At 70.1% G+C, this 14617-nt stretch carries 18 protein-coding genes; 9 read left to right on the plus strand and 9 right to left on the minus strand.

From position 1 onward, the window contains the following. Nucleotides 1-28: 28 nt before the first annotated feature. Nucleotides 29-904: a serine hydrolase gene (locus tag AAME72_RS02130; RefSeq protein WP_348788609.1), complete on the minus strand. Its 876-nt coding sequence runs from the start codon at nucleotides 902-904 to the stop codon at nucleotides 29-31. Nucleotides 905-947: 43 nt separating this feature from the next. Between AAME72_RS02130 and AAME72_RS02135 the strand changes: the two genes are divergently transcribed. Continuing rightward, nucleotides 948-1733, plus strand: a complete 786-nt coding sequence (locus AAME72_RS02135) for an SDR family NAD(P)-dependent oxidoreductase (protein ID WP_348788610.1) — start codon at nucleotides 948-950, stop codon at nucleotides 1731-1733. 20 nt (nucleotides 1734-1753) lie between these two features. Further along, nucleotides 1754-2566, plus strand: coding sequence for an aldo/keto reductase (locus AAME72_RS02140; RefSeq protein ID WP_348788611.1), 813 nt, complete (start codon nucleotides 1754-1756; stop codon nucleotides 2564-2566). Between the two features lie 21 nt (nucleotides 2567-2587). Here AAME72_RS02140 and AAME72_RS02145 read toward each other — a convergent pair whose 3' ends face one another. Genes AAME72_RS02145 through AAME72_RS02160 form a run of 4 tightly spaced genes read right to left on the minus strand, consistent with a single transcriptional unit; the run spans nucleotide 2588 to nucleotide 5146 of the window. Continuing rightward, nucleotides 2588-2776: a hypothetical protein gene (locus AAME72_RS02145; protein ID WP_348788612.1), complete on the minus strand. Its 189-nt coding sequence runs from the start codon at nucleotides 2774-2776 to the stop codon at nucleotides 2588-2590. After that, nucleotides 2773-3216: a VOC family protein gene (locus AAME72_RS02150; RefSeq protein WP_348788613.1), complete on the minus strand. Its 444-nt coding sequence runs from the start codon at nucleotides 3214-3216 to the stop codon at nucleotides 2773-2775. The genes AAME72_RS02145 and AAME72_RS02150 overlap by 4 nt, the downstream gene beginning before the upstream one ends. A gap of 12 nt (nucleotides 3217-3228) precedes the next feature. Beyond that, nucleotides 3229-4668, minus strand: coding sequence for an NAD(P)/FAD-dependent oxidoreductase (locus AAME72_RS02155; protein WP_348788614.1), 1440 nt, complete (start codon nucleotides 4666-4668; stop codon nucleotides 3229-3231). A gap of 22 nt (nucleotides 4669-4690) precedes the next feature. Next, on the minus strand, nucleotides 4691-5146 hold the full coding sequence (locus AAME72_RS02160) for a hypothetical protein (protein ID WP_348788615.1): 456 nt from the start codon (nucleotides 5144-5146) through the stop codon (nucleotides 4691-4693). 47 nt (nucleotides 5147-5193) lie between these two features. Between AAME72_RS02160 and AAME72_RS02165 the strand changes: the two genes are divergently transcribed. Beyond that, nucleotides 5194-5556, plus strand: coding sequence for a nuclear transport factor 2 family protein (locus AAME72_RS02165; protein ID WP_348788616.1), 363 nt, complete (start codon nucleotides 5194-5196; stop codon nucleotides 5554-5556). A gap of 74 nt (nucleotides 5557-5630) precedes the next feature. Here the strand turns inward: AAME72_RS02165 and AAME72_RS02170 are convergent, their stop codons facing one another. Next, nucleotides 5631-6845, minus strand: coding sequence for an NADP-dependent isocitrate dehydrogenase (locus tag AAME72_RS02170; RefSeq protein WP_348788617.1), 1215 nt, complete (start codon nucleotides 6843-6845; stop codon nucleotides 5631-5633). A 146-nt stretch (nucleotides 6846-6991) separates the two neighbouring features. Between AAME72_RS02170 and AAME72_RS02175 the strand changes: the two genes are divergently transcribed. From AAME72_RS02175 to AAME72_RS02195, 5 genes are all read left to right on the plus strand, one after another. Continuing rightward, complete coding sequence (locus AAME72_RS02175; protein ID WP_348788618.1) at nucleotides 6992-7444, plus strand: GNAT family N-acetyltransferase; 453 nt, start codon at nucleotides 6992-6994, stop codon at nucleotides 7442-7444. Beyond that, complete coding sequence (locus AAME72_RS02180; protein ID WP_348788619.1) at nucleotides 7428-7769, plus strand: MGMT family protein; 342 nt, start codon at nucleotides 7428-7430, stop codon at nucleotides 7767-7769. The genes AAME72_RS02175 and AAME72_RS02180 overlap by 17 nt, the downstream gene beginning before the upstream one ends. 85 nt (nucleotides 7770-7854) lie before the next feature. Then, nucleotides 7855-8277 (plus strand): hypothetical protein, encoded by a 423-nt coding sequence (locus AAME72_RS02185; RefSeq protein WP_348788620.1) that lies wholly within the window; start codon nucleotides 7855-7857, stop codon nucleotides 8275-8277. A gap of 202 nt (nucleotides 8278-8479) precedes the next feature. Then, nucleotides 8480-9775 carry a hypothetical protein gene (locus AAME72_RS02190; protein WP_348788621.1) on the plus strand — a complete coding sequence of 432 codons (1296 nt, stop codon included), beginning with the start codon at nucleotides 8480-8482 and terminating at the stop codon, nucleotides 9773-9775. Further along, nucleotides 9748-10407 carry a hypothetical protein gene (locus tag AAME72_RS02195; protein ID WP_348788622.1) on the plus strand — a complete coding sequence of 220 codons (660 nt, stop codon included), beginning with the start codon at nucleotides 9748-9750 and terminating at the stop codon, nucleotides 10405-10407. Before AAME72_RS02190 ends, AAME72_RS02195 begins: the two co-directional genes overlap by 28 nt. Nucleotides 10408-10548: 141 nt before the next feature. Here AAME72_RS02195 and AAME72_RS02200 read toward each other — a convergent pair whose 3' ends face one another. Genes AAME72_RS02200 through AAME72_RS02210 form a run of 3 tightly spaced genes read right to left on the minus strand, consistent with a single transcriptional unit; the run spans nucleotide 10549 to nucleotide 13377 of the window. Further along, nucleotides 10549-12339, minus strand: a complete 1791-nt coding sequence (locus tag AAME72_RS02200; protein ID WP_348788623.1) for a histidine kinase — start codon at nucleotides 12337-12339, stop codon at nucleotides 10549-10551. 2 nt (nucleotides 12340-12341) lie between these two features. Continuing rightward, a complete protein-coding gene (locus AAME72_RS02205; protein WP_348788624.1) occupies nucleotides 12342-13025 on the minus strand; it encodes a response regulator transcription factor in 684 nt (227 codons plus the stop codon). 4 nt (nucleotides 13026-13029) lie between these two features. Then, the gene (locus AAME72_RS02210; protein WP_348788625.1) at nucleotides 13030-13377 is read right to left on the minus strand and encodes a response regulator transcription factor; all 348 of its coding nucleotides are present in this window, start codon (nucleotides 13375-13377) and stop codon (nucleotides 13030-13032) included. Between the two features lie 136 nt (nucleotides 13378-13513). Between AAME72_RS02210 and AAME72_RS02215 the strand changes: the two genes are divergently transcribed. Further along, complete coding sequence (locus AAME72_RS02215; protein ID WP_348788626.1) at nucleotides 13514-14611, plus strand: hypothetical protein; 1098 nt, start codon at nucleotides 13514-13516, stop codon at nucleotides 14609-14611. Nucleotides 14612-14617 lie beyond the last annotated feature (6 nt).

Here is a 14617-nt window from a genome sequence, read left to right on the forward strand (position 1 = left end):
TCGAAACAAACTCGTAACCTGCGAAGCGTCAGGCCTGGATCGCCTCGTGCGCGAGTTCGAGCAGGCGGCCGTGCCGGAACTCCTCGTGCGCCGTGACGGTGAGCACCGCCCCGCGGCCGTCGTCGACGACCACGTACTGCCCGTAGCGGCCGTCGAGACGCCAGAGCCCCGACGGACCCGCCCAGACCGCGATGCCGTACCGGTCGCTGGTCGCTCCCAGTCCCGTCCCGCGCCAGTCGGCGTGCATCGCGTCGATCCAGCCGGCGCTCACGAGGCGCCGACCGCGCCACTCGCCGCGGTCGCGCAGCAGCCGACCGATCCGGGCGAGCTCGCCGGTGCGCAGCTGCAGACCGGTGCCGCCCATGATGTGCCCCAGCGGGCAGCGCATCCACTGCGGGTTGTCGATCCCCAGCGGGTCGAACAGGCGCGGGAGCAGCCAGTCGCGCACGTCGCCGACGCGCGCGGCCAGCATCCGCATGGCGACGTAGGTGCTGGCGTCCGAGTACTGGAAGGTCTCCCCCGGGCCGCTGGTCGGCCTGCGCAGCATCTCCTGGGCCAGGTCGGCTCCCGGCACCGGCTCATCCCCGAACCAGACGAAGTCGATCCCGCTCGACATGGTCAGCAGGTCGCGGAGCGTCACCCCGTCGACACCCTCGCCCCGCTCCAGGTCCGGCAGCGCCTCGAGGACCGTGGTGCCCGGGGAGAGCAGCCCCTCGTCGATGGCGATGCCGGCCGCGAGGGCGCTGACACCCTTGGAGACCGAGTACAGGTTCTCGCGGTCGTCGCTGCGCCAGCGGTGCTCGCTCTCCTCCTCGCCGACGAGCGCGACGGCGCCGTACGCCCCGAGCCCCTCCCGGTCGACGGAACGGACGAAACGGCTCAGGAGCAGGTCGGCGTCGGACATGCTCCCATTCTGGACCGCGGGCGGGCGCGGCTACGATCCAGGCATGACCGCATCCCCCGCACCCGCCCGCACGCCGTTCGCCCTCTCCGGCTCCCGCGCCCTCGTGACCGCCGCGAGCCGCGGCCTCGGCCGCGAGATCGCCCTCGAGCTCGCCGGCCAGGGCGCCGACGTCATCGTGGGGGTACGCGACCCTGAGGGCTCCGCCGCCCTCGTCGAGGAGCTCTCCGCGTTCGGCGTCGCCGCCAGCGCGATCCGCATGGATGTGCTCGATCTCGCCGCCTGCCGCGCCGCCATCGACGCCGCGATCGCCGAACTCGGGCCGATCGACATCCTGGTCAACAACGCCGGCGGCGGGATCGACGCGCCAGCGCTCTCCGTGACGGAGGAGGACTTCGACCGCGTCTGGCAGCTGAACACCCGCTCGACGTTCTTCCTCTCCCAGCACCTGGCAGGCTCGATGCGGGAGAACGGCGGCGGCGCGATCGTCAACGTCGCCTCGCAGGCCGGCCTCGTCGCACTCCCCGGCGAGTCGTCGTACTGCGCGGCGAAGGCCGCCGTCGTGCACCTCACCCGCTGCCTCGCCGTCGAATGGGGCGAGTACGGCATCCGCGTGAACGCCGTCGCCCCCACCTTCATCGAGACGGACGGGACGGCCGCAGCGCTCTCGGACGACGACTTCCGCGCGGACACGATCGAGCGGATCGCCGCGCTGCACCGGCTCGGGAAGCCCGCCGAGGTGTCCGGCGCCGTCGCGTTCCTCGCCTCCCCCGCCGCCTCCCTCGTCACCGGTCAGACGCTCGCGATCGACGGGGGCTGGACCGCGCGCTGAGGGCGGCTACCATGTGGCCCATGCCCGCACTGACTGACACCTTCACCCTCTCCAACGGCGTCGAGATCCCGAAGATCGGATTCGGCACCTGGCAGATCCCGGACGGCCCCGAGACCTACGACTCTGTCCGCGCCGCGCTCGACACCGGCTACCGGCACATCGACACCGCCCGCGCGTACGGCAACGAGGCGAGCGTCGGCCGCGCCGTTCGTGACAGCGGCATCCCGCGCGACGAGATCTTCATCACCACCAAGTGCCCGGCCGAGGTGAAGGACGCCGAGGGCGCCCGGCACGCGTTCGAGCGCTCCAGCGAGCTGCTCGACCTCGGGCACGTCGACCTGTACCTGATCCATGCGCCGTGGCCGTGGAGCGACCAGGGCAGCGACCACCGCGCCGGAAACATCGAGGTCTGGAAGGTGTTCGAGGAGCTCTACGACGCCGGACGCACCCGCTCGATCGGTGTGAGCAACTTCCAGGTCGCCGACCTCGAGTCACTGCTCGGCGCGACCACGGTGGTGCCGCACGCGAACCAGATCCGTTGGTTCGTCGGCAACACCCAGCCGGAGACGACGGCGTTCTGCCGCGAGCGCGACATCCTCGTCGAGGGCTACTCGCCGCTGGCGACCGGCCGCCTGCTCGACAACGAGGACATCGCCGCCATCGCCGAGAAGTACGGTAAGTCGGTCGCCCAGGTGAGCATCCGCTACCTGCTGCAGCACGATGTGCTCCCGCTGCCGAAGTCGACAACGCCCAGCCGCATCGCGGCGAACGCCGACGTCGACTTCGAGCTCTCCGCCGACGACATGGCGGCCCTGGACGCACTCCGCTCCTGACGCAGCGTCTGTCACCGCCGCTCAGCCGGTGCGCACCAGCCGCCAGCCCGCCGCCGTCAGCGTCTCCACCATGTGCTCCGTGTACCACTCCGGCCACTGCTCGTCGTAGACGCCGCCCAGCTCCTCCTTCTCGTGGATGCCGTGGGCGGCGGCCGCCTGCTTCAGATGGTCGAGCAGGACCGCGGTCATCTCGTCAGTCGCCTCGCTCATCGTCCCGGCAGCCGCTTCTTGATCTCCTGCAGGATCCAGCCGTTGCCGTCCGGGTCCGAGAAGGAGGCGAAGGTGGAGTAGTCGGCGCGCTCGGGATGCGGGCCGGGGACCCGTCCGGCGGTGCCCGCGTGGTGGAAGACGCCGGTCTCGTCGTGCCAGAGCTCCGAGACGTCGGCGCCGCCGGCGATGAGCGCCTCCCGAGCCTCGTCGATGTCGTAGACGGTCAGCTGCAGGCCCTGCGTCGAGCCGGGCTCTGCGGTCGTGAGGCCGGTGCCGAAGATGATCGACGCCTCCGACTCCGGCGGGGTGAACTGCACCACCCGATATCCCTCGTCCACCGTGAAGTCGGCGTCCTCCCGCCAGCCGAGCCCGGCGTAGAACGCCTTCGCCCGATCCACGTCGGAGACGGGGAGCACGACCACCTCGAGCTTCATGTACATGTCAGTCACTCCTTACTCTCGGGATTTCCTGCGCTGGTCCAGCCGGTAGGTCTCCAGGAGCCGGAGCCAGATCTCACTCACCGTCGGGTACGACGGCACGGCATGCCAGAGCCGCTCGATCGGCACCTGCCCGACCACGGCGGTCGTTGCGGCGTGCAGCATGTCGCCGACGTCGGGCCCGACGAGCGTCACACCGAGGACGACCCTGCGCTCGTCGTCGACGACCATCCTGGCCCTGCCCTCGTATCCGTCTGCGCGCACGACCGCCCCGGCGACCCACCCGATGTCGTAGTCGGCGACGCTCACCGGGTAGCCCGCCGCCCGCGCGGCGGACTCGGTCAGGCCGACCGACGCCACCTCCGGCTCGGTGAACGTCACCTGCGGCACCGCTTCGTGGTCGGCGGTGGCGACGTGGGCGCCCCAGGGCTCGTCGCTCACCTCCTCCCCCGCCGCCCGCGCGGCGATCACGTCGCCGGCGATGCGCGCCTGGTACTTGCCCTGATGGGTGAGGAGCGCGCGATGGGTCACGTCGCCGACCGCGTAGAGCCAGTCGTGGCCGGGGATCCGGAGGGTGTCGTCGGTGGGGAGCCAGTCTCCGGGATGCAGCCCGACGGTCTCGAGCCCGATCGCGTCCGTGCGCGGCCGCCGCCCCGTCGCCACCAGCACCTCCTCTGCCACGACCGGCTCGCCGCCGTCGGTCTCGATGCGCACCCCCTCGCTGTTCCGCTCGACCCTGCTGATCCCGGTGTCGAGCAGCACCGTCGCGCCCAGCCTCCGTAGGGACGCGGCGACCAGCTCGCCGGCGAACGGCTCCATCGCGTCCAGGAGACCGCCGCGAGAGATCAGCGTGACCGTGCAGCCGAAGCCCGCGTACGCCGTCGCCATCTCCGCGCCGACGACCCCGCCGCCGATGATCGCGAGGCTCTTCGGGACCTGCTTGACACTGGTCGCGTCGCGGCTGGTCCACGGCTCGCTCGCGCGGAGCCCGGGGATGTCGGGGACGACCGGATCCGATCCTGTGGAGATCACGACGGCCGACCGCGCCTCCACCTCCGTCTCGCTGCCGTCGGACGCGGTCACGATCACGCGCTTCTCCCCCGCGAGCCTGCCGTGCCCGCGGAGGAGGGCGATGCCGGCGCCGTCCACCCAGTCGACCTGGCTCTGGTCCGACCAGTCGTAGACGAGGCGATCGCGGCGCGCGAGCACCGCCTCCACATCCACGTCTCCGGTGACCGCCTCGGTCGCGCCCTCGACCGCGCGCGCCTCGCGCAGGCTCTGCGCGGGACGCAGCAGCGCCTTCGAGGGGATGCACGCCCAGAACGAGCACTCCCCGCCCACCAGCTCGTGCTCGATCAGGACGGCGCTGAGCCCGCCCTGCACCGCGCGTTCGGCCACGTTCTCCGCCACCGCGCCGCCGCCGATGATGACGACGTCGAACGTCTGTTCCTCCACTGCTCTCCCCTCGTCCGCGGCCTCAGAAGAAGCCGCCGTCCTCCTCGGCGTCCTCCGCCCACTGCCCGGTGACCGCGCCGTATTCGTACGGGAACAGCGCGATGGCCGGCGGCGACGCGACGACCACCGCCGCCACGGTCGGCAGCAGCGGGCCGAGGATGCGCGCGAGGCTTCCGCTCGCCGTCCGCTCCGCGTCCGTCGCCACCCGCGCGAGCGTCTCCGGTCGCGCGTCGATCGGCGCGTCCGCCGGCGGTACCGCCTCGGCCAGCCGCGCGCGCAGCTCCTCGCGCTCCGCGTCCGTCAGCCTCCCGAACGCCTCGGCGTGCACGGCGTACTGCCGGTCCGGCTGCGCCGTCGCGAGCACGTACTCGTACCGCTCCATCGCGACGGTCGGATCCTCCGGCATCGGATCGTGCCGATCGTGCCCGTCGCGCCCGTCTTGACCATGGTGCTCGTGGTGCCCGCCGAACAGTGCCATCCCCACCTCCCGAGCGGGAGTGTAGCGATCGCGGATAGCATGCGGGAATGCCCACCATCTCGGAACTCCTGGACGCCAACCTGCACCGTGTCTTCGGCGAGCGCGACGCCGCCCGCCGTCGCGCCGCGATCGACGAGGTCTACGCGGAGGACGTCGTGTTCTCCGACCCCGAGGGCTCGGTCACCGGCCGCGACGCCCTCGCCGCCAAGGCCGAGGCCCTGCTCTCCGGCGCGCCCGACGCGTTCGTCTTCCGCGCGGACGGCCCCGCCTACGCGGGGACGGACTCCGGTGCCCTGGCCTGGACGCTCGGACCGGAGGGCGCACCGGTCGCGCGCGGGATCGACGTGATCACCGTGCGCGACGGCCGCATCGCCGAGCTGCGCACCATGCTCGCCGACGAAGCCTCCTAGGCGCCGCTCCTCGGAACGACGAAGCCGGCCCTCCCCGATGGGAAGGGCCGGCTCGTTCGTTCGGCGGGCGGGACTCAGCTCAGGCGCGCCTTGAGGTTCTCGCTGATCGCGTCCAGGAACTCCTCGGTGGTGAGGAACTTCTGATCCGGGCCGACGAGGAGCGCGAGGTCCTTGGTCATCTTGCCCTCCTCGACCGTCTTCACCACGACGTCCTCGAGGGTGTGGGTGAAGTCGATGAGGTCCTGGTTGCCGTCGAGCTTGCCGCGGTGCGCGAGGCCGCGCGTCCAGGCGTAGATCGAGGCGATCGGGTTGGTGGAGGTGGCCTTGCCCTGCTGGTACTGGCGGTAGTGACGCGTGACGGTGCCGTGCGCGGCCTCCGCCTCGACGACCGAGCCGTCCGGGGTGGTCAGCACGGAGGTCATCAGGCCGAGCGAGCCGAAGCCCTGCGCGACGGTGTCGGACTGCACGTCGCCGTCGTAGTTCTTGCAGGCCCAGACGTAGCCGCCCTCCCACTTGAGGCTGGAGGCGACCATGTCGTCGATCAGGCGGTGCTCGTAGGTGAGGCCGGCCGCGTCGAACTTCTCCTTGTACTCGGTGTCGAAGACCTCCTGGAACAGGTCCTTGAACCGGCCGTCGTAGGCCTTGAGGATCGTGTTCTTGGTCGACAGGTAGACCGGGTACTGACGGTCGAGGCCGTAGTTGAAGGAGGCGCGGGCGAAGTCGCGGATGGACTCGTCCTGGTTGTACATGCCCATCGCGACGCCGGCGCCGGGCGCCTGGTAGATCTCGAAGGACTGCGCCTCGCCGCCGTCGGCCGGCTGGAAGCTCATGGTGAGGGTGCCGGGGCCGTCGAAGGTGAAGTCGGTGGCGCGGTACTGGTCGCCGAAGGCGTGACGGCCGATGACGATCGGCTTGTTCCAGCCGGGGACCAGGCGCGGGATGTTGGAGATGATGATCGGCTCGCGGAAGACGACGCCGCCCAGGATGTTGCGGATCGTGCCGTTCGGGCTCTTCCACATCTTCTTCAGGCCGAACTCCTCGACGCGGGCCTCGTCGGGGGTGATGGTGGCGCACTTGACGCCGACGCCGTGCTTCTGGATCGCGTGCGCCGCGTCGATGGTGATCTGGTCGTCGGTCTCGTCGCGCTTCTGGATGCCGAGGTCGTAGTACTCGAGGTTCACGTCGAGGTACGGGTGGATGAGCGAGTCCTTGATCGCCTGCCAGATGATGCGCGTCATCTCGTCGCCGTCGAGCTCGACGACCGTTCCTTCAACCTTGATCTTGTCCACTGGTTCTCCTGGGTCTCTGCCGTGTTTCAGCCGACGACAGCTTACCGGAGCGCGGCAACTATCTTGACATCGAGACAAATTCGTCCAGGCGACGGTCAGATTGGCCGCGACTATGCCGTGTCGTCCCCGCACGTTACCCTTTCGATATGGCTGAGTTGAGACTGGAAGAGTTGAGCGCGAAGAACGTCGTCGCGGCGAACGCGCTCACGTTGAAGCCGGGGCAGGAGCAGTTCATCGCTCCCGTGTCCTACTCGGCCGCGGCGGCCGTCGCCGACCCCAGCACCTCCTGGCAGCGCGTCGTCCTCGACGGCGACGAGGTCGTCGGCTTCATCATGGGCGACTTCGACCCGCACGCTCAGCACGAGGAGTTCCGCGCGATCCTCTGGCGCATCAACGTCGACGCCGACGACCAGGGTCGTGGCATCGGCACCTTCGCGGTGCGGGCGCTCGCGGACGAGGCGCGCAAGCGCGGGCACGACCGTCTTCACGTGATCTGGGAGTCCGGCGAGCTCGGCCCCGAGCAGTTCTTCCTCCGCAGCGGCTTCCAGCCGATCGGCGAGACCCAGTACGGCGAGACGATCGGTGCCCTCGAGCTCTGACGCGCAGCCGGCGGGGCAGGGCGACGGCGAAGACTTCGCCTCGCGGGTGCTCGCGGTGGTCGACTCCATCCCGCCGGGCCGGGTGATGACCTACGGCGACGTCGCCGCCGCCCTCGGCTCGCGCGCCGCCCGCATGGTCGGCCAGGTCATGGCGTACTACGGCGGAGAGGTGCCCTGGTGGCGCGTGGTCCGCGCGAGCGGGCACCCGGCGCTGGGCCACGAGCACATCGCGCTCCAGTACTACCGTGCGGAGGGCACTCCCCTGCTCGGCGGCGGCACCATCGCCTACCGCGTCGACCTGCGAGCGGCCCGGCACACCCCGTAGGCGGGATCATCCCCCAGACCGATGTGTGTCCCAGGTTCATGGTGTTGACTGGCAGAGATCGTCCACCGTCCTCACAGGAGCTTCCGTGCCCCGTTCCCGCCGCGCCGGCATCGCGCTGACCGTCGTCCCCCTCGCGTTCGCCCTCTCCGGGTGCTCGGTCGTGGCCGCGTTCACCCCACACGTGGAGCCGGCGATCTACGACACCGCCAAGGAGTTCAAGGCCGCGGACACCTCGCCCATCGGCTCGCCGACGTTCATCCCGGACGACGCCACGGTGATCCGTGTCGACTACGACACCGAGACCGGCGCCGCGATCATGACCTACGCCTCGAAGAAGCTGCTCGTGGACGGCGTCTGCAAGACCCAGACCACCGCCCCCAAGCCGACCATCGACGACAGCTGGTGGCCGGTCACCGGCATCCCCTCGACCGCATCAAAGTGCGCCGACGGCTGGAGCGCGTTCGCGATCGGCTCCCAGGTCTACGCGGCCCGCACCGCCGCGAAGTAGCACCGAACCGGGCGGCACGGATTCGACGAGGCCGATCGCCCAGGAGCACACGCAGACCGCCGATCGACCGCACGCAATTGCGCTCTCCCAACTTGCCCTGCTCCGTCGAATCCGAAGAATGCCGCTGATTCCGTCCTGACCCTCCACTGCATCCGGGCGCAACGACGACGCGCGCGACACCGCGCCTGGCAGGAATACCTGCATGAGAGTTCACCGCAACAGAGTCGTTGCCGTCATCGCACTGGCCGGAATCGTGTCACTTGCCGCCGTTTCACCGGCGGTGGCGGCTCCACGGCCTGACAACGTCAGCCTCAAGGGTGCGGGCGGCGGAACATGCGTGGAGTTCGATGACGACGGTGTACCAGAGTGGTTCGAGGACTCGACACCAGAACTGGACCGCCTGGCGAACGACCTACAGGACATCGCGAACGACAACCAGGACCTGGTGGCGGGAACGGCCCACTGTTCACACCGCGAGGCCGTCGCCATCTTCGTCACGTCGAACGCCAAAGCGATCAGCGACCAGATCGAGGCTGTCGCCGTCGCCCATCCGGAATCCACCGTCTACCAGTACATCGTCAAGCACTCCATGACCGAAATGCTCGCCATGATGGATAAGATGCCACGCCAGAGGATGGAGGCCCTCGGGATCGTGGGAATGCACCCGGACATCCTCACCGGAGGTCTTACCTTCGTCGTGCGACCGGGTGGCGGCGTCAGCCCTGGGCAATCCAAGAAGTTCAGCCAGGAGTTCGATTCTGTCATCGGCGGAGACACTCCGGCAGGAGTGTCTCTCGAGGCTGAGCCGGCTGACCCTGCTTACCACAGGTACTCCGATATCCCGGCCTACTACATGGGCGGGGCCCTCTGCCCCACCTCAGGATCGTGCACGAGCACCACGGGCGGTCGGTGCTCGGGAGGGATCCCGCTGAAGGTGAACGGCGTCTTCATGATGCTGACTGCCGGGCACTGCACAGCATCGCAATACTGGAACGCCGGCAACACCGTTGGGACCCAGCACACGACCGCCTACCCGGGCAACGCCAAACTCTACGGCGACTGGAAACTCCTCAAGGGCAGCTCGTATGGGCTGCGAACCTTCAGCGGCGCCGCAACGAACGACTCGTCGTCTCTGCCGATCACCGGCGTGAACTGGGGTTCACGATCCCTTGGGGACAGCTTGTGTACCTCTGGAAGCACCACCGGACAGATCTGCCGTTACTTCATCACCGCGGTCAATCACGTAATGCCCGCCAAGGACATCTCCGACGGCATTGAGCGCAAATACACCACAGTGATGCGACACGACAACAGCAACGGAAAGAACTCCGACAACGCCGGCTTTCGTGGCGGAGACTCAGGAGGCCCCTGCTATTACGCTGACGGCGACGGCGGCGTCATCGTGGCCGGTATCGTCACGGCAACCAACACCACGACCTACTACTGCACGCAGCTCAACGGGGTGAGAGCATGGAACTCGAACACGCAGCTCGGATGAAGATGCGCAGCGGCAAGGTTCTGCGCGTCCGCGGCACAACGGCTCTCCTTGTTCTTGGCGCCGCCGGAACGCTTCTCTGCGGGTGCGCGCACCCAGTCCCCACGTCAACAGGATTCGCCGCCGCATCGCCGACGCCCACGACGACAACCGTCGGGTGTGTGACATACACCAGCGAGGGCGATCAGGTCTGGACCCACCCATATGTCGGCGACCAGCGAGACGTCGCCGCACCTCTCGAGGAGATCGCGAACACACACCCCGACGAGGTCGCAGGAACTGCCTTCTGCTCCGGCTACGTGGGCTTCGCGATCTTCGTCAAAGACGGCTCGCGCCAAGTCCTCGATGAGATCGACGCGCTCAAGCAACGACTCCCGGTCGCCCGGATCGACATCCACGAAGTCCCGCACTCTCTGAACGAAATGCTGCACTTCATGGATCTCATAGACACAGATAGTGCGCCGATGATTCGAGGACTGCACCCGAACATCTACACCGGTGGCCTCACGATCTGGATCGCAACACCCGAGGACGAAGAGTGGGCCAGGCAGGTGGTCAAGGGATCCGTGGGAGACATTCCTCTCTCGTTCAAGGTCACGACCGGTATCGCCACGACGATGCCCTACCAGCCCTGACCCACTCGGGCCCCGGGTGATCCCAACGTGATCGCACCACCGGTGTGCCGCATAGCCCTCAGCGCAGATGCTGGCATCGGGCTTGCGGCACACAGGTCTCGACCGGCATCGCCACGCCGATGCCGAAAGTCTGAGCCCGCGTCAGCCCTCCGTCCCCTGCGGCGCCCGCGCCGGGATGGTCAGCTCGACGATGGTGCCGAGGCCGGCGACCGAGCGCACGTCCACGTGACCGTCGACCGTCTCCACCCGGTCCCGCAGGCCCTCGAGTCCGCCGCCCTGCTCGATGCGGGCTCCGCCGCGGCCGTCGTCCTTCACCACGACCGTGACGACGTCGTCCTCGCGGGTGACCAGCACGGCGACGTTCCTCGCCTGCGCGTGCTTCGCCGCGTTCGCGAGGCACTCCGACACGCAGTAGTAGATGGTCTCCGCGATCACGTTCGGAAGCGGCTCCGTCGTGTCCACCCGCACCTCGACCGGCAGGTGGCTGCGCTGGGCCAGCTCCTGGATCGCGGACCGCAGATCCCCGTCGGTGAGCACCGTCGGGTGGATGCCGCGGGCCAGCTCCCGCAGCTCCCTGAGCGCGTCGGCGAGCTGGGCGGACGCGCCCTCGAGATCGCTCACGACCTCGGCGTTCCCGGCGGCCTCCGCCTTCGCGGTGGCGATGCGCAGACTGATCGCGAGGGAGACGAGCTGCTGCTGCGAGCCGTCGTGCAGGTCCCGTTCCAGGCGCCGCCGGGCGTGGTAACCCTCCTCGACGATGCGCAGCCGCGACTCCCGCAGCTCCTGGATGGTCTGCTCCAGCCGGGCACGCAGCCGGTCGTTGTCGACGGAGAGCAGCAGGGCGGACGAGACCGCGTCGAGCAGCCGGTCGTCCTGGCTGAGCGCGACGTCATGCTCGATCAGCGCGATTGGCCCCTGGTCCGAGTCGATGGAGAGGGTGGAGCGGCCCGGCCGGTTGCGCGCCTCCGGGTCGAGTGCAGGCTCTCCCGCACCCGTCACATAGGCGTGCCGCGTCTCGTCCCACCAGAACACGCGCAGCGAGCTGTCGTGCAGTGTCCGCGCGAGGCTCGACTCCCACAGTCCGCGGTCCACCTTGTCCCGGGCGACGATGACCAGGTCGGCGACGCGCGAGCGCAGACCGCGTGCGTAGAGCACGCCGGCGACGAAGGCGGGCGGGATGAGCGCGATGGCGACCGGCGGGATGAACTCGATGACGCTGCCCGCCCAGCCGAGGTCGAACGCGAACTGCAGTGAGTCCTGAAGGGTGCCGTACACCCAGAGCAGCAGCGCCAGCGGCATCACGAACGACACCCGGCGCGCGGGCAGCGAGCTGGTGAACCAACGGACGGTCAGCCGCACCGCGACGGTGAGCATCAGGGCGAGGCCGACCAGCCGCCAGGCGAGGCCGAGCGCGAAGTCCGCGTCGACGCTCGGGAACACGGCGAACGCGTTCCGCACGCACCCGCACACGGCCCGCGTCGGCATGGAGAACAGCAGGATGCCGACGAAACGGACGAGGAACGCCGCAGCGACCGAGCCGATCATCCAGCGGTCGAAGCGAGACTCGATCCGGCCGCTCGGATAGCAGAGCACAAGGAAGCCGACGAAGACCGCCCACAGGTCGGTGACGCCGGCGAGCAGCGGCCACGCCCAGCCGACATCGCGGGCGAGCGGGTACCACGCGCCCGCCGACCAGAACAGGGCGGCGCCGACCATCACCCAGCCCGGAACCGGGCTGCGGACGACGCGCCAGGCGATCACCGCGCAGATGACGTAGACGAGGGCGACCCCGACGAACACCGCGGCCCAGCCGATGCCCGCCGGGCGGGGGCCGTAGTCATCCACCATCGCGCTGAACACCTGAGCGAGCACATTGGACGCGACGGTCACCGTCACCGCGAGCGCGCGGAGCCAGAGGCGCGCCGCGTTCACAGTCAGCTGTCCCGGCCGAGGAAGCGGAGCACGGCGAGCACGCGGCGGTGTCCCTCGGCGGAGTCCTCGACGCCGAGCTTCGCCATGATGTGCCCGATGTGCGACTCCACGGTGCGCAGGCTCACGTGCAGCGCCCCCGCGATCCCGACGTTGCTGCGCCCCTCCGCCATCAGGCGCAGCACGTCCCGCTCCCGCGTGGACAGCGACTCCACGGTCGCCTCGGTCGAGCGGGCCGCGACGAGCAGCTGGACGACCTCCGGGTCGACGACGGAGCCGCCGGAGGCGACCGTCCGAACGGCGTTGACCAGGGCGTCGGCGTCGGCCACCCGGTCCTTCAGCAGGTAGCCGGTGCCGCTGCCGGCGCTCATCGCGCGGATGGCGTACACCGCATTGGTGTACATCGAGAGGAGCAGGACGCCGACGGGCGACCCGGAGGCGCGCAGCCGCTCCAGCGCGGCGAGACCCTCGTCCGTGTGGGTCGGCGGCATGCGGATGTCCAGCACGACGGCGTCGATCGCGTCGTCGGAGGCCACGACGGCGAGCAGCTGCTCGGCGGTGTCCACCGACGCCACCACATCCACTCCGCCCGCACGCAGGATCTGACCGATGCCTTCTCGGAGCAGGACTGCATCGTCCGCTACCGCGACCCGAAGCGGGCGGGACCCCGAACTCTGCCCCGCGACCACGCGCTTACCTTAGCAGGCTGCGAATCGCCTCACCGGTCAGTTCCGCCTTGCTGATGAACCCCTCGGCGCCGCAGTCGAAGACCCTGGTTCCGTAGTCGCGCACCGAGCGGCTGGAGGTGAGGACGACGGCCGCCCCGGTCTCGTGCATCGCGCCGACCAGGTCGAAGCCGCTGCCGTCGGGCAGGCCGACATCCAGCAGCACCACGTCGGGGGTCAGCCTGCGGCTGAGCTCCACTCCACCCGCACCGGTCTCGGCGTCCCCGACGACCGCGAAGCGCTCCAGCGCGAGGAGCTGGGCGGCCTGCGCGCGGAAGCGTGCGTGGTCGTCGACGATCACAACACGGAGGCACATGCCAACCATCTTCTCCGCCGGCGCCGTGCCACCGCATCCGTGCAGCCACGCACCCAGAACGGGTGACCCCCCGGATGCGGGGCAGCGACGCCCGGCCGCACCATATGAGACAAGCTCAGATACCCGAGGAGACCCGATGCCCACCGCAACCCGAACCGCCGGCCCGACCGGCGCCGTCCAGACGGACGCCGGGGCGGTCGCGGTGGGCACGGAACCCCGCGACGAGCGCGAGGAGACGATCGCCGGCGAGGAGACTCTCGCGGCCCTCGCCGGTCGCCACGAGCTCCCGCTCGTCGTCATCGACCTCGAACGGGCACGCCGCCAGTACCGCCGCCTCCGCGACGCGTTCCCGTGGGTGGACGTCCACTACGACGTCAGCGCGCTGGCGCATCCCGATCTCATCGCCACGGTCGCCGAGCGCGACGGCGGGTTCGAGGTCACCCACGAGCAGGCGCTTCCGGCGCTGCTGCGCGTGGGCGCCGACCCGCGGCGGCTGATGCTGGCGGCCCCGTCGACGCATCCCGCATCGACCCGCGCCGCCTACGACCTGGGCGTCCGGCGCTTCGTCGTCGGCGGGATGCGCGACCTCGCGGTGCTGGCCCAGTTGCCCGCGAACCGCGGCGCCCTCCGGCCGCTGCTCCGGCTGCGGCCGAGCGGCGCCACGCGGCCGGCCCACCGCGCACCCGGTGGTGTGTCGCACGAGGAGGTGCTCGACATCGCGCGCGCGGCGCTGAACGCCGGACTCCCGATCGCCGGGCTCTCCCTCACCGTTCCTGCGGAGGCCTCCCCCGCCGCGTACGTGACCGAGATCGTCCACGCCATGGGCGTCGCCGCCGACATCGAGGCCGCGACCGGATCCCGGCTGCCGCTGCTCGACCTCGGCGAGGGCTTCCCCGGCCGCGCCGCGTCCCGCCCCGCCGAGCGCGCCGAGCTGGCGCGCGCGATCCGCGGGATCGTCGCACCGGCGACCTCCGGGATCATCGTCACGGCCTCCGCCGGCCGGGCGGTCACGGCTGGCTGCCTCCTCATCCTCGGCGGCACCGTGGAGCGCGACGTCGAACCGTCCGTCGCCAGCGCGTGCATCGACGCCGGCGCCGAAGTCGTCGTGCTGCGTGACGAGCCGAGACGGTTCCCGGGCATCCCCCTCTTCGGCGTCCCCTTCTTCCGCGGACGGTCCGGCGGCGCGCATCGCGTGCTCCGGCCGCGCGGATCCCAGGCCTGGTCGGCGGGCTGAACTCGA

The organism is Leifsonia sp. NPDC080035, assembly GCF_040050925.1.
Lineage (GTDB): Bacteria > Actinomycetota > Actinomycetes > Actinomycetales > Microbacteriaceae > Leifsonia.

Excerpts from the sequence above, each read along its gene's own strand:
- AAME72_RS02145 (WP_348788612.1), bottom strand. The coding sequence starts at position 2,776 with ATGAGCGAGGCGACTGACGAGATGACCGCGGTCCTGCTCGACCATCTG.
- AAME72_RS02175 (WP_348788618.1), top strand. The coding sequence starts at position 6,992 with ATGGCTGAGTTGAGACTGGAAGAGTTGAGCGCGAAGAACGTCGTCGCG.
- AAME72_RS02140 (WP_348788611.1), top strand. The coding sequence starts at position 1,754 with ATGCCCGCACTGACTGACACCTTCACCCTCTCCAACGGCGTCGAGATC.
- AAME72_RS02210 (WP_348788625.1), bottom strand. The coding sequence starts at position 13,377 with ATGTGCCTCCGTGTTGTGATCGTCGACGACCACGCACGCTTCCGCGCG.
- AAME72_RS02190 (WP_348788621.1), top strand. The coding sequence starts at position 8,480 with ATGAGAGTTCACCGCAACAGAGTCGTTGCCGTCATCGCACTGGCCGGA.
- AAME72_RS02165 (WP_348788616.1), top strand. The coding sequence starts at position 5,194 with ATGCCCACCATCTCGGAACTCCTGGACGCCAACCTGCACCGTGTCTTC.
- AAME72_RS02195 (WP_348788622.1), top strand. The coding sequence starts at position 9,748 with ATGGAACTCGAACACGCAGCTCGGATGAAGATGCGCAGCGGCAAGGTT.
- AAME72_RS02130 (WP_348788609.1), bottom strand. The coding sequence starts at position 904 with ATGTCCGACGCCGACCTGCTCCTGAGCCGTTTCGTCCGTTCCGTCGAC.
- AAME72_RS02135 (WP_348788610.1), top strand. The coding sequence starts at position 948 with ATGACCGCATCCCCCGCACCCGCCCGCACGCCGTTCGCCCTCTCCGGC.
- AAME72_RS02150 (WP_348788613.1), bottom strand. The coding sequence starts at position 3,216 with ATGTACATGAAGCTCGAGGTGGTCGTGCTCCCCGTCTCCGACGTGGAT.
- AAME72_RS02215 (WP_348788626.1), top strand. The coding sequence starts at position 13,514 with ATGCCCACCGCAACCCGAACCGCCGGCCCGACCGGCGCCGTCCAGACG.
- AAME72_RS02160 (WP_348788615.1), bottom strand. The coding sequence starts at position 5,146 with ATGGCACTGTTCGGCGGGCACCACGAGCACCATGGTCAAGACGGGCGC.